This is a genomic window from Paenibacillus sp. USDA918EY, from assembly GCF_009870825.1.
Taxonomy (GTDB): Bacteria; Bacillota; Bacilli; order Paenibacillales; family Paenibacillaceae; genus Paenibacillus_AQ; species Paenibacillus_AQ albilobatus.
In genome coordinates this window covers 61,468-76,110 of record NZ_WTWY01000020.1, presented here as the reverse complement: position 1 = coordinate 76,110, position 14,643 = coordinate 61,468, and the positions used below count along the sequence as shown (strand labels likewise).

The following is a 14,643-nucleotide window of genomic DNA, read 5'->3' as shown; positions in this document are numbered from 1 at the left end:
AAGACGACAAGTTCGGCTATGGAATGTGAACAATCCGATGTTTTGTCATGATGGGCATGTTGAGGGAGAGAAACACGGAGACCATTCGATATTTCTCGGGAAATAAAAGACGATCACCCGAATGTTAGCGTATTACGCGAGGATGATGGAGAATCGGCTTGCGAAGCCGTGATGGAAGGGACTCCACCATTCTCTACGACAAAGGAGGAGCATATTGTGGGTATTAAAAGAGCGCTGGTAAGCGTTTCGGATAAAAAGGGCATCGTAGATTTTTGCCGCGAGCTGTCTGCACTTGGCGTGGAAATCATTTCGACGGGAGGAACCAAAAGCCTGCTGGCGAAAGAAGGCGTGCCGGTCATCGGCATTTCCGACGTGACGGGATTTCCCGAAATTTTGGACGGTCGCGTCAAGACGCTTCATCCCGCGGTTCACAGCGGACTGCTGGCCATTCGCGACAGCGCGGAGCATCAGCAGCAGATGAAGGATTTGGGGCTGGGTTACATCGACCTCGTCGTCGTCAATTTGTATCCGTTCCAGGAAACGATCGCCAAACCGGATGTGACGTATGAAGACGCCATCGAAAACATCGATATCGGCGGACCGACCATGCTCCGTTCGGCTGCCAAAAACCATGCGTTCGTGACGGTCGTCGTTGATTCGGGCGATTACGGCACCGTGATCGAGCAAATCCGCGAGCAAGGGGATACGACCCTGGACACGCGCAAACAGCTTGCAGCCAAAGTCTTCCGCCATACCGGCGCATACGACGCCCTGATCGCCGATTATTTGTCGAACGTGACCGGCGAGCCGCTTCCGGAGCGTTTTACCGTGACCTACGAAAAAATCCAGGATCTCCGCTACGGGGAAAATCCGCATCAAAAAGCGGCCTTTTACCGCAAACCGCTGGCTCCTTCCGGCACGCTAACGACAGCCGAGCAGCTTCACGGCAAGGAATTGTCTTACAACAACATCAATGACGCCAATGCGGCGCTGCAAATCGTGAAAGAATTCGACGAGCCGGCGGTCGTCGCCGTGAAGCATATGAACCCTTGCGGCGTAGGCGTGGGCGAAAGCATTTTGGAGGCTTATGAAAAAGCGTACAGCGCGGACCCGACCTCCATTTTCGGCGGCATCGTCGCTGCGAACCGGATCATCGACAGCGATACCGCGAAGCTGCTGAGCGAAATTTTCCTCGAAATCATCCTTGCGCCGGGCTTCACCGAGGAAGCGCTCGACATTTTGACGAAAAAGAAAAACATCCGTCTGCTCCAAATGGGCGAATTCGGTTCCTCCAGAGAACGCAAGAGCAGCTTTGTCGTCACGTCCATCGACGGCGGCATGGTGGTGCAGGAAAGCGACGTTCACGCGCTGGATGAGGCTGACCTCAAGGTTGTGACCGACCGCCAGCCGACGCCGGAAGAACTCAAGCAGCTGCTGTTCGGATGGAAAGTCGTGAAGCACGTCAAATCCAATGCGATCGTGCTTGCTGCGGACAACATGACCGTAGGCGTTGGCGCCGGACAGATGAACCGCGTCGGTGCGGCGAAAATCGCCATTGAGCAAGCCGGAGAAAAAGCAAAAGGCGCAGTGTTGGCCTCGGATGCGTTTTTCCCGATGGGCGACACGTTGGAACTGGCAGCGAAGGCCGGCATCACGGCGGTTATTCAGCCGGGCGGATCCATCAAGGACGAAGAGTCGATCAAAGTCGCAAACGAGTACGGCATCGCCATGGTGTTTACGGGCGTTAGACATTTTAAACATTAATCTTAAAGTTGAATTTTGGAAAGGGTAAGGAGTAGGCAAGAGGGTTCAATCTTCTAAAGAGGATCCGTTTTAGAAATTGAACCTGGGGGAAATGATTCTGAAGAAGCTGAAAGCCTTTTGGAAAAAGGCTGCTTCGGAAGCGTATACTGCGTTCGCCTAAAAGCTTTACGTAGGAAAGCTGGCATCGTAAGCATATGCTTTGTGAGTGGATTTCGGCCATTCATGAGTATAAATTATAGAAGTCTAGGCGCAACAGCGATCGTAAGAACATTTCACCCGGCTGCCTTCATTCCCGTACCGTCATCGGTCAACTTATACGATAAAAGCCGGACTCGGCATATCAGTAACGACATATGAAATTGAGATCGGGCTCCGCCTGCTGCGTTTGAAAGCGAAAGCGGGCGGAGCCTGAATAATATTTTGGATAATTTACGGGAGGCGGAACATGGATATTTTGGTCATTGGCGGCGGCGGACGCGAGCATGCAATCGTCTGGGCGCTGCGGAAAAGCCCCAAAGCGGGGACGATTTACTGCGCGCCGGGAAATGCCGGCATCGGGCAAATCGCGGAGTGCGTGCCGATTGCCGTACATGAATTCGACAAGCTGACCGCTTTTGCAAACGACAAAAACATAGGCCTGGTCGTTGTCGGACCGGATGATCCGCTCGCGGACGGCATCGTCGATGCGTTCGAAGCGAAAAACATTCCGGTGTTCGGACCGCGCAAAAACGCGGCGGAAATCGAGGGCAGCAAAACGTTCATGAAAGACTTGCTCCATAAATACGGCATTCCGACCGCGGCTTACGAAAAATTCGACAACCATGAAGCCGCTTTGGCTTATTTGAATACGCAGCAGGCGCCGATCGTCATCAAAGCGGACGGGCTTGCGGCAGGAAAAGGCGTAACCGTCGCCCGCACGATGGAGGAGGCGCAGCAGGCGCTGCACGACATCATGGTCGCCAAAGTGTTCGGCGAGTCGGGCGCACAGGTCGTCATCGAGCAGTTCCTCGAGGGCCAGGAGATGTCGATTTTGTCCTTCGTCGACGGGGAGACGGTGCGTCCAATGCCGGCGGCTCAGGACCATAAGCCGATTTTTGACGGCGACCGCGGGCCGAATACGGGCGGGATGGGCACCTATTCGCCGCTGCCGCATATCGATCCGGCCATCGTGGAGAAAGCGATCGAAACGATCATCAAACCGACCGCCAAAGCTTTGGTGGCCGAAGGCCGCCCGTTCCGCGGCGTGCTGTTTGCGGGGCTGATGATCCAGCCGGACGGAACGCCGACGACGGTCGAGTTCAACGCCCGTTTTGGCGATCCGGAAACGCAGGTGGTGCTGCCGCGGCTGAAAAGCGATCTGCTCGACATCTTCCTCGCGGCAGTAAACGGCACATTGGCCGATGTCGACATCGAATGGAGCGATCGCGCCGCCGTCTGCGTCATCCTCGCTTCCGAAGGTTACCCGGCTTCGTATCCGAAAGGGCTGCCGATTGACGGTCTTGAACCGTCCGCGGACGAAGAAGAGGCGGTCGTGTTCCATGCCGGCACGGCTTTAAACGGGCAAGGACAATACGTTACGAGCGGCGGACGCGTGCTCGGCGTTGTCGGACTGGGCGCCGATATTGCCGAAGCTCGCCAAAAAGCATATGAAAAGGCGGAGCGGATTACGTTCGATGGCAAGCAGAACCGCACCGACATTGCCGCAAAGGCGTTGGTATAAAGAATTAACAACGCATTTTTAAGAGAATATATGATATCAAAAAAGGAGTCTTCGTCATCGAAAGCTCCTTTTTTGTGCTGCACCAATGTTATTGTCTTCTACACGAATAAGCGTAAATTCCAAAGTGTTAATTTATCTTGTATTTATCCATTGTTTATCTGGAATTTACTTTTCATAGATATAATTCAATATATTACTTTTTCTTACTCAATATACAATGTTGCTTAATTTGTTCAAGACAGCATGAGCAAGTAATCCCAGTCGTTCGTTTGCTGTTCCGCTATGCCGAAGAGCGTCGCACCAATCCCGGCGGCTCCTTCAAGAAGGCCTGCCTTGGTTAGCCATCGCATCGTATCATCCGCAGCCGGCTCGGCATCCATGAAGCCAAGTGGATGGCTTGGATCGAAACGATGCAGCAATTCGGCGCTTAATTGATGGATCAAAGGTTCGAGTGCCGGTTCCTTGCTGTTATTCCACATGCGCCAACACATTAGAAGCAATCCGGACAGACCGTGGCATATGGAAGGGGAATTCATATTATTTTGTTCGCATTCGCATTTAACGGATTGGATGAAGGAGCGAAGAGCATGCTGCTTTAATTCTATGTTGTTTAAGCTCTTCGAGGCCGTATATAATGCGTATGCGACCCCGGGTGTACCGTAGCACCAAGCTTCTCTTTGACGCTGCAAGTTATGCTTCGAGTCATTTTTATAGTATTCCAAAGGAATCATGTGGGGCCAATAGGTCCCGTATTCGTCTTCCCCCTGTACATCGAGCAGCCACTCAGCAATGCATTCAATGGCTCCATACTGCCCAGGTAATTCGATTCCGCTATTATAAGCGGTGGATAATAAAGCGAGAGGGCCAGGTATGCCATGCGCCATTCCACAGTTAAGGCTGCCCGTTGGAAACCGTTGTCTGTCTCTTTCCATGAGGTGGAGTTTGCTGGGCGTAAACCAGCCCGGAACCGTTTTGCCATCCAAACGGATCGGCTTTGTCAGATCGATAAGGAAGTTAATCGTCGGTTCGATTAAAGGGGATAAATTGGGATCAGATGGATTCTTCAGCAGATATCTGCCTAAACCGGCAGCACCCGATATGGTGTCGAACATTTCGACCGGAACCCCGTTTTTTTGTTTCATCAGCTCCGTACTGGTTTGAAGCCGTTCTTCAATCAAAGACGCCATCCATTGATGGATCTGATTCAAAAATTGATTATAAAATTCACCATGATTTGATGCGGCCAACACCGAAGAGGCGATACCGGTCCACCCGCTAAATAATGAAATGTCGCGCGTTCCATACTTGGCAAGATAAGATTGGATTTCAAGCAGATTCGAATGAATAGCTTCTTGCCAATCGAACGTGTCGTCCATTTCACGCCACAAAGATAAAAGGTGAATATTTCCCGGATAACCATGAGATAACGAAATATCTCCCCAAGGGAAAAGTTCGGAATCCGTGAGGACATTGCCTTTGGAGTGAACGGCTTCAAATACGAATTTGGGGTCTCGTAGTCGAACAGCAATTTCTTTGCTGATCTCCTTTGCTTTTCTAGGCAAGCGCTCGGAATGATGCTCTTTGACAATGGATATATCATTTTTCATGAGGTTTATCCTCCTTTAACTGCTCTATCTAATTATGGTAGAACATTTTTCTTCTGTCCTTAAAACGCAATTAAATGTTAATTAATAATTTTTTAATAGATATTTTTTATTTAAGAAATATTTAAGTTGCAAATAAAGATTATTTAATAAATGGAATAATATAATCGAATTGTAAATATAAAGGAGGTGAAATTCTATGAAATCCCAGTTTGATCTGGACTTGCAAGTAGCTAAAAACGAGGTTGCTCCGAAAGATGTACAACCTGCCAGCGGCTTCATCTGTACTCCATCCTGTTTGACTGGAACACTTAACTGCAAAATCAGCTTGTCTTTCTGCAGAACTTGCTAAAGGTAATGCAGACATGCAACCAAAGATATACGGTCAGAAGACACGGTTTTTTCAAACCGTGTCTTTTTCTCACATTTTAATTCATTAAAGGAGACAAAGGGAATGGGATTGTCCATGGATTTAAAAGAACAATCCGTCATCATAAGCAGTTGTATAGCGCAAAGAGTCGTCCATCTGCCATTTATAGAAAACGCTGTTATGAAATCTGCCAACTTGTCTCCTTCCAGAGGCCAAGCCCCTTGGAATCCGGCTTCATTGGCCGACGGCATACCCGGAATATGGCTGCTTTTTGCGGAGTGGGACCAGCTTGAACCGGAGAACGGGTGGAAAGAACGGATTCACCATCATGTGCTGTCTTTATTTGAAAACATGACGTTCAGGACTCCTGACCTTACGCTTTTTTCGGGAGTAACAGGGTTATCCTATGGATTATTAATAGCATCTGATCATCGAAGCAATTATTCACAGGCACGCGCCAATCTTAATCATGTTATTGCAAGCCATTTCACAAACCATACGTTGGAAGCTTCGGGTTTGGATGCGCTGGAGATTATCAATGGTTTAAGCGGCGCAGGAAGATATATACTGGAAAGCTATCAAGATGAGGGCATATGTGAGATTGCCGAGCCCTTTTTTGCCATGCTGGTTAAGGAAGCACATTCATTCATGGACGGTATTCGCTCCAGCGCGCCGGACACGATCCGACTGGGCATGGCTCATGGTCTTGCGGGGATTCTTGCACTATTGGTTACGGCTCTTCACAAAGGTTTTGAAGTGGAAGGTTTACATATTGCAATTGATCGTATGGCCGATTATTTGGCCCAGCAAATTCGCAGAGACCGATTCGGGTTGTATTGGCCTGTTTCTCCCGGGAGAAATTTGCAGTGGAGTAAAGAAGAAAGGGAGGAAACGAGGGAGATTGAAGGATGGTGTCACGGCACTTTAGGGATATCCGTTACGTTAATGAGAGCGGGCATCTTTTGCGGCAAGGAACCGTGGAAAGCACTGGCCGATGAAGCTGCAAGGTCTGTTTTTAGGCTCGGCGACGATGAACTGAACGCGATGACTCCTTCGTTTTGTCATGGCCTTGCAGGTTTACTGCATTTGTCGAACTTGGTTTATAACCTATCCGGCAATGAAGAGGCTGCCCTGTTTTCCGATCGGGTGGCTGGTAAGCTGATCCGGATGTTTGATGAATCTCTTCCCTTCGGTTATCAAGACTTGGAGGACGCCGTCAGCATTGACAATCCAGGCCTGCTTCAAGGGGCCGTCGGCATTGCTTTAAGTTTACTTGACTATGGGAGGTGGGATGATCCGAAATATTTGGGGAAATGGAAGGAAGTATTTCTTGTTTCATGACATGGAGCAAAGCAGGACTATTTGAATAGGGGGTTCATATGAAAAAAACAATCATTTTTGTTGCGCCCGATAGTCCCAACCAAGTGTTTTTTAACCTCATGAATGAATCCAGCCATATCCAAATTTTGTTTTATGACTCATTTCACCAAATAGAATTAGCTATTGACCATCGATGTATAGGCATCATCGTTTGTCAGAAGAATCTTACACTGAAGGAATTATCCATCTGGTGCAGGCTCAGAGAAAAAAACAGCATTCCATTCATATTTCTTACTCCGGGCGATAACAACCAGCTGGAGCTCGATATTCTGAATCAACTTCTATCCCTTTCCTCCCAATGCAAGGACAAGAAGGCAAAGAGGGAGAGGGAGTGTGTTTATTTAGCGCCGGATACGATTTATGACCCCAATGTCAAAATGATTTGGAAGCACGGTGAGGGGCAAATGCTTACGCTGATGGAATACAGGTTGCTGGAATATTTTTTGGAATGCGGCGACTGGGTCTCCAATATTGATCACATCATCAATAAGGTTTGGGGTGTCGATACCTTCACTTCATCCAATACGGTATATGTTCATATTCGAAAGCTGCGCGAGAAGATCGAGGCTGACCCCAGCAATCCGAAAATACTAGTAACTTGCCACGGACTAGGATATCGATTAAACGTCGTAAACAATCATTTGGAGGAGGCCGGTTATGAAGATGCATACCAGTATAAATCCGTTGAAATCGAAGAGATGGTATAAGCCGTGTGATTTTTTTATCGTCAGAATCCCTTTACTTCCTCTCAACGCCTATTTGCAAGTCCTGTCGCAGCCTTCCTTTCAAGCGAAACCGGCCCAAGAGACGGAAGAGCGCTTAAAAGAGGTAGCAATGAACTCCATCGTTCAAGAAGCTATAGCGGTTGCGTCTCCTTCGCTGAGGTCTTTTTTAAATTGTTTGCATACGACGGCATGTGAATCTGACCGGAAAGCCTTACAAAAATACGAGAAGACACTCGTCAGTTTTCTCCGCTATTTTATTCGAATGTCGACCCGAACCACTCCGTATGGATTGTTTTCAAGGGTAGCACAAGGGTATTTCGGAGACCGCAGCGACTTGGATGCCGGTTCCGTGGCGGATAACAGGAAAAGGGCAAGGCCGGATATGGAATGGATTTTTCATTTGATCAAACGGCTGGAGTCGGATCCTGTCATTGTTGATGGATTAAAGGTATCTCGTAACAAAACATCAATGCTTAAAGGGAATCGGGTGAAGCTGCCTGTTCGCCCTCAATACGGGATATTAAAACTCGAGACTTCACCTGAAGGGATCAACTCGATCGGGTTTTCGGAAGTCGTTGAATTTGCGCTGAAAGCCGCGGAAGAGCCGATAGAAGTGAAGACGTTAAAGCAAGTGATTTTGAAGGCTTTTCCGGAAGCAACCGAGGACATCGTTCATCATTTTTTGTCGCAGTTGTTGGAGCAGGAGTTTATGATCAGCGAGCTTCGGCCTCCGTTCATGGATGTATCGCCATTGGAGCACATCAGGGGTGTTCTTGCCGGAACGGACGGGGCTGAAAAATGGATGACGGTATTAAGTGATATCAGCAACCTGTTTTATCTTTACGAGCGATGTCTTATTGGAGAAGGCGAGCCTTTATTCCACCAACTTACCGAAAAGATGAATGAAGTTGTGACAACGGATCATTTGGTTCAGGTTGATGTTACATTGGATAAACATGTTATGCTGTCCCGATCCGTTGCTGACGATGCTGCGCTCGGAGCCGAGCTGATGTGCAAATTATTTGTTCCTGAAGGAGCGGGGTTAGAAGAGTATTTAAATCGCTTTCTCGAAAAATACGGCGTATATCAGGAAATTCCGATCCAAGAGCTGTTTGATCCTGATTGGGGGCTTGGAGTTCCAAAAGCATACCAGCCGGAGTTTAGCCCTGAAGGTCAGCAGAACTTATACGGACGCAACGCTGCTTTATTCCAATTGGTTTCGGAGGCGGTACGCCAGGGTTCTGTCGAAATTCAGCTGACAGAGGAATATGTTCGGCAACTGACGGTAGTTACGGATCCGAATGACGCTCCTGAATCGATGGAGATTTATTATACGTTATTGGCCGATTCCGCCCGGCATGTCGATCAGGGGGATTACATGTTGGTATTGGGGGCAAGCGCAGGGTCGAGCGGAGCCGGAAAAACGATGGGGCGTTTTATGGATATGTTTGATTCAACGTTGATTGAAAAATTCAAACAAATTTATGCCCACCATCAACGGTTTCATCCGGACGCCGTCCTGGCGGAACTGGTTTTTATGCCTTCCAGCGGCAGGGTCTCGAACATTATGCTCGGAAAAAACGGGTTGGCGTACGAAATCGTATCGGGCACCACCTCCTCTAAGGATCAGCAACATACCCTTCATATCGATGACTTGCTTGTTGGGGCTACATATGATCGATTTTATATTAAATCCAAAAGGCTGGGAAAAGAGGTTATTCCGTTGCAAACGCATATGTTTAACCACAGGATCTCACCCTATATATTTAGGTTTCTTAGCGATATATCCAGAAAATTGATGGGAACGTGGTCTTATTTTAACTGGGGACCGTTAGAGCAATCCCCCTTTTTGCCGCGGCTCCGTTACCAAAATATCATCATTAGCTCCGCACAGTGGAGGCTTTCCAAGCTGACTCTTGGCAGCACTGATTCAAGGGAAGAGTGGGACAACACGTTCAACCTGTGGAAGGACAGATGGAAGGTTCCGCGGTATGTCTATTTGACAATGGGCGATAACAGGCTGCTCTTGGATTTAAACAATCCGTTATGCATAGATGAATTGCGGCGTGAAATAGCGAAGCTGCGGGACGGCCAAGAGCTGCTTCTAACGGAGTGCATAGATCACCCGGGTTCCACGCCTCTAACCTCGGATAACGGAAAATATATCGGCGAATTTGTTTTCCCCCTGCTCAAAAGCAAAATCGATCCAAAACCTTCTCCTGACCTCGCCAGGAAAGGAAATCTAAAACATGGGGCAGCCGGTTCTCCATTCGTGTCCAGGGGGATTCTACCCGGTGAGGAATGGCTTTATATAAAATTGTACGGAATTTATGAGAGGGAAAATGATCTTATAGGCTTACATTTGGCTGATTTATGGGACCGGCCCGAGATCAGGCAGTGGGCAGAGAAGTTTTATTTTATTCGCTATAAAGACGACGAAAATCATATAAGGTTAAGATTCTACGGCAATCCGCAAGAGTTGTGGTCTACGGGGATTCGTTACCTGAACCAATGGTGTAATAAGCTGCGTCATGACGGACTGCTGACTCGAATGACGATCGACACTTATGTCCCGGAATTCGAAAGGTATGGCGGGATTACATTGATGGAAATGGCAGAGTCGGTTTTTGCCGCCGACAGTAAATTCGTAAGTCTATACCTGGGAGAAGTCCGGAGAAAACAAATCCATCTTGCCGAGGAAGCGGCGGCGGTCATGAACATTTTGGATATTCTCTCCAGTTTCGGACTGAACCTGGAAGAACAGATGAATTGGCTGGAACGCAAAGTTGACGGCAAGGAGCATATGAAGGCATATAGGGAATTAAAAAACGACATCATTCAAGCTATGGAGGCGAAAGAAGCCGGGCTGTTGTTCCGGGCGGATGCTCCAAATCCCCTACTGCATGCATTATACGAAAGGCAGACGCTGATCCAGTCGTATTCCAAAATGATTCATGACGCGAACAAGCAAACGGGACTGACCAATGATCCAAATGATATTCTGGCCAGTTTGGTGCACATGCATATCAATCGCTTGCTCGGTATTAATCGGGAACTCGAAATCAAATGCATGGCTTTGGCCAAATTTTCCGCGGCCCATTTTTATCACGCGAAAGGAGCTCTAAATGTTATCTCCTGATACAAGCATGAAGGATGATTACGTGTCGTTTTCCTCCAAAAATATATTTCGGACATTTCTATTCTGGCCGCGCATATTTAAACTGTTATGGGAAACGCACGCCCCTTATTTGATGGGGATCTTGTTCGTCAGTTTGCTTAAAGGCGTCCTGCCTGCCGTTGTCCTTATTGCTACAAGGGAATTGATTAACCATGTCGTCGGAGGCGTGTCCAAAGGTGATTTTAGACCCGTCCTGCTTGCTTTTGGATTTTTGATTGTACTGAACGTTTTATCGGACTTGTTCAACATCGTTGACGGGTACTTTCGAAAAATGTTTCAAAGCCTCCTGTCCAACAGGGTGAACTTAAAGATCATTGAAAAGGCGCATCAAATGACGTTGCAGTCTTTTGAAGACGCCGACGTTCAAAATAAGCTGCAACGCGCGCAAGCGGAAGCAAATTACCGGCCTTTTGAGATCTTTGTGCAAATCCTTGCGATTATAAGCAGTGTCGTAACCCTGTTCTCGGCCTGCGCCATTCTTGTTGCCTGGAAGTGGTGGGTCATTTTTGTCATTTTCCTGATTCCGTGTTTGTCATTTTATTCTTTCTTACGCATCGGACAAAGGGAATTTAATACTTATTACAGGAGGGCGGCAAAGCAGCGGGAATCGTGGTACCTGTCATTTCTGGTGACCCGGGACAACAGCTTTAAAGAAATCAAAATTTTTCAATTAGGGCATTATCTGCGCGGAAGATATATGGCGATACTGAAGGAGTTTTTTAAAGAGGATAAATTTTTGGCTGCCCGCAGATCTTATACATCTTTGGTTTTTCAAATTATCAATCAGGGGGCCTGCGGTTTCGTCGTTTTTCTGGCTGTTTATAGTGCGTACATGGGACAAATTTTGCTGGGGAATCTGATCAGTTTCATTCAAGCCATTACGCTGACCCAATCCACCTCGCAAAGCGTCGTTCAAGGAATCCTGAGTTTGTGTCAAAACAATTTGTATGTCAAACAGCTGTTTGATTTTTTGGATTTGCCCGAGGAGGAAGAGGTGCAGGGATCGGGCCAAAAAATATCCGGTATCCAGAGCCTGGAATTTCGCAACGTGTCCTTTAAATATCCGAATACGGAGAGAAACGCACTTTCGAATGTAAGCTTTACCTTGAATAAAAATGAGAAACTAGCCATCGTAGGCAAAAACGGGTCCGGCAAATCTACCATTGTAAAGCTGATTACGTTATTATATTCGGATTTTGAAGGGGATATCTTGATTAACGGGAAATCTATACGCGATTTGAATAAAGAAAGCTTCCGTGAAAAAATGGGAGTGGTTTTCCAGGATTTCGTACAATATGAAATGACGGTAAGGGACAATGTCGGATTTGGGGATGTCAAGGATAAGGAGAATGATCAGCTTGTATGGAACGCCGTTGAGCAATCCGGAATTACCGAATTGGTTCAACGCCTGCCGAATAAATTGAATACGGTTCTGGGAAAATGGTTTGAGGATGGCCAGCAATTGTCGGGCGGACAGTGGCAGCGTGTTGCCATTGCGAGAGCTTTTATGCGGAATGCGGATATCTATATTTTAGATGAGCCGAGTTCTTATTTGGACCCTCATTCCGAGCGGGAAGTATTCGGAAAATTCGAGCAGCTGACCTGCGATAAAATTGGAGTATTCATATCCCACAGACTTTCCACGGCCAGAACGGCGGACAAAATTATTTTATTGGAGAACGGCCGAATTATTGAAGAAGGCACGCATGAAAGCTTGATGAGGTTAAATGGCACCTATTCTGAAATGTTTGAAATCCAAGCCTCCTCTTATCGTTCAACTGACGATTCCGAGTCTACGGAGAAAAACGCTTATTGGTCGCCACTCGTTAGCACTTCGGCTGAATAGTGCATGCTCCAATCCTGAGCGCTCATGCTGGTTGTTGATCCAAACGTGGGCGCTTTTTTTATTTTCCCATAGATGATGAAGAAATGGCTGAGTGCTTCTTTCTCCCTTATTTGTTATATAATACATATATGCCGATGCGCAATCCGACCATTTTGGGCATCGGCTAAATACGATGTCGAACTAAAAGGAATTAAAGAGTGATGGAGAAAAACTTTATCGATCAAATTTCCATATTGCTGGTGGACGATGAGCAGGGGTTGTGCGACATGCTGACCGCCGTGTTAAAGAAGGAAGGTTTTCGGCAGATCCGCAGCGCGGGAACCGGAAGCGAAGCGCTTCAAATGTTGGCCGTGCTCACGGTGGATGTCATCGTGCTGGATGTGATGCTCCCGGATGAAGACGGCTTCGAAGTGTGCCGGAAAATGCGCAAAATGACCGAAGCGCCGATTCTTTTTTTGACCGCCAGGGACACCGATTTGGACAAGCTGATGGGATTTGGCATCGGCGGAGACGATTATATCACCAAACCTTTTAACCCATTGGAGGTTGTTGCCCGCATTAAAGCCCGCTTGAAATACAAGATGCGGGAGGAAAAGGCGGCAGCGGCCCAGTCAGGAACATTGGATTATAACTATTTCCGGGTTGAGCCTGAAGCCGGGGAGCTCATCGTGGACGGGAAGCGGGTGGAATGTCCGGCGCGCGAATGGGAACTGCTCGTATTTTTATGCCGTCATCCGAACCGTATTTTCAGCACGCGCCACTTATACGAAGCGGTTTGGAACGAACCTTATCTCGGAGATGAGAAGACCGTTGTAATCCATATCTCCCGGCTGCGGAAAAAGATTGAACCCGACCCGGGCCATCCCCGCTTTCTTGTGAACGTCAGGGGGCTTGGCTACAAAATGGTAGCCCCGAGGAAGGGGCAGGAATGAAGTCATGATCAAAATGGCGATTCGGTTTATTCAGTTCATCCTTGTCTTGGTGGCGGCTTCCGTTGCTTGCTTTATTATACTTTCGATTGTCCTTATATATCTCCGGGATGTCATGACTCCGCTGCAGTTTATACCTACAAGAACATTGCTGTTTTCAATCGGGCTCATTCAAATCGTCTTATTTATCTTGGCTTGCGGCTGGAGCGTTGGCAAACCCCTGATCTATTTCATTCGTTGGATCAACCGTTTATACGATGGGAACTACCGTCAGCCCGAAGACCATGTTCGGACGCAATCCAAGGATCCCTTACAGGAAAAAAACTATCGTTATCCTTATGCTTTATATAAAGAATTGTTCGAAGAGATGAGCCAGTTATCGGAGCAGCTGCATCACAGCGAAACGGAGCGGCTGAACATGGAAGCCAAAAAGCAGGAATGGATTTCGTCCATCAGTCATGACCTGAAAACGCCGCTGTCCTATATTGAGGGTTACGCCCATATGCTGACCGCAGCCGAATATCATTGGACCGATGAAGAAAAGTCGAACTTCAGCAGGCAGATCAGCGACAAGACCGCCGACATCAAAAGGCTGATCCAGGATTTGAATCATACGAACCGCTGGCCGGTAGAGCAATTTCCCATGGACCGCAAAAGGGAAGATGTGGTGAATTTTCTGCGCGATGTGGTCATTGATATCGCAAACCATCCTTTGGCAGAGCATGCCCTGTTTACTTTTACGGCTTCGGAAAGCGTGTATAGGATGGATTTTGACAGCAAGCTGCTCGGGAGAGCCGTTCAAAACGTACTGATGAACGCCGTAATCCATAATCCTCCCGGAACCCGGGTTACATGCGAATTTGCAGTTCAGGATAACAGCGGGTTCATTGTGATCGAGGACAACGGAGTCGGGATCGACGAAGACGTGCTGAAGGAGGGGATGGTTCATTCCGGCAAAGGAATCGCGATTGCCAGAGCTTTTGTCGAAGCGCATTCCGGAAGGATGAACATCACGAAGGCCGACGGCGGGGGCACCCGGGTAGAGATCACATTGCCGAATTAGGCTGATGAATTATGCTGCCGTTTATTCCTTGTTTACCTGTTATTTACCCTGCATTGCTACACTT

At 47.8% G+C, this 14,643-nt stretch carries 10 protein-coding genes; 9 read left to right on the top strand and 1 reads right to left on the bottom strand.

All coding sequences use genetic code 11. The features are described 5' to 3' along the window. Positions 1-216 precede the first annotated feature (216 nt). Together purH and purD are read left to right on the top strand one after the other, a co-directional pair. Positions 217-1,764, top strand: coding sequence for a bifunctional phosphoribosylaminoimidazolecarboxamide formyltransferase/IMP cyclohydrolase (gene purH / locus GQY55_RS27105; RefSeq protein WP_160045043.1), 1,548 nt, complete (start codon positions 217-219; stop codon positions 1,762-1,764). 445 nt (positions 1,765-2,209) lie between these two features. Continuing rightward, the gene (gene purD, locus GQY55_RS27100) at positions 2,210-3,484 is read left to right on the top strand and encodes a phosphoribosylamine--glycine ligase (protein WP_160045042.1); all 1,275 of its coding nucleotides are present in this window, start codon (positions 2,210-2,212) and stop codon (positions 3,482-3,484) included. Between the two features lie 233 nt (positions 3,485-3,717). Here purD and GQY55_RS27095 read toward each other — a convergent pair whose 3' ends face one another. After that, positions 3,718-5,091 (bottom strand): lanthionine synthetase C family protein, encoded by a 1,374-nt coding sequence (locus GQY55_RS27095; protein ID WP_160045041.1) that lies wholly within the window; start codon positions 5,089-5,091, stop codon positions 3,718-3,720. A gap of 196 nt (positions 5,092-5,287) precedes the next feature. Here GQY55_RS27095 and GQY55_RS27090 point away from each other — a divergent pair, with 196 nt between their 5' ends. The 7 genes from GQY55_RS27090 to GQY55_RS27060 all read left to right on the top strand — a co-directional run bounded on the left by GQY55_RS27090 (position 5,288) and on the right by GQY55_RS27060 (position 14,579). Beyond that, positions 5,288-5,440, top strand: coding sequence for an FDLD family class I lanthipeptide (locus GQY55_RS27090; protein WP_160045040.1), 153 nt, complete (start codon positions 5,288-5,290; stop codon positions 5,438-5,440). Positions 5,441-5,542: 102 nt separating this feature from the next. Next, entirely contained in the window at positions 5,543-6,799 is a 1,257-nt protein-coding gene (locus GQY55_RS27085) for a lanthionine synthetase C family protein (RefSeq protein WP_160045039.1), read from the top strand. Between the two features lie 38 nt (positions 6,800-6,837). Next, the gene (locus GQY55_RS27080; protein WP_160045038.1) at positions 6,838-7,545 is read left to right on the top strand and encodes a winged helix-turn-helix domain-containing protein; all 708 of its coding nucleotides are present in this window, start codon (positions 6,838-6,840) and stop codon (positions 7,543-7,545) included. Beyond that, positions 7,496-10,702 carry a lantibiotic dehydratase gene (locus GQY55_RS27075; protein WP_160045037.1) on the top strand — a complete coding sequence of 1,069 codons (3,207 nt, stop codon included), beginning with the start codon at positions 7,496-7,498 and terminating at the stop codon, positions 10,700-10,702. Before GQY55_RS27080 ends, GQY55_RS27075 begins: the two co-directional genes overlap by 50 nt. Before the next feature lie 112 nt (positions 10,703-10,814). Continuing rightward, positions 10,815-12,587 (top strand): ABC transporter ATP-binding protein, encoded by a 1,773-nt coding sequence (locus GQY55_RS27070; protein ID WP_236575901.1) that lies wholly within the window; start codon positions 10,815-10,817, stop codon positions 12,585-12,587. Between the two features lie 215 nt (positions 12,588-12,802). Further along, positions 12,803-13,519, top strand: coding sequence for a response regulator transcription factor (locus GQY55_RS27065; protein ID WP_160045068.1), 717 nt, complete (start codon positions 12,803-12,805; stop codon positions 13,517-13,519). A gap of 4 nt (positions 13,520-13,523) precedes the next feature. Next, the gene (locus GQY55_RS27060; protein ID WP_160045036.1) at positions 13,524-14,579 is read left to right on the top strand and encodes a sensor histidine kinase; all 1,056 of its coding nucleotides are present in this window, start codon (positions 13,524-13,526) and stop codon (positions 14,577-14,579) included. The last annotated feature ends 64 nt before the right edge of the window (positions 14,580-14,643 follow it).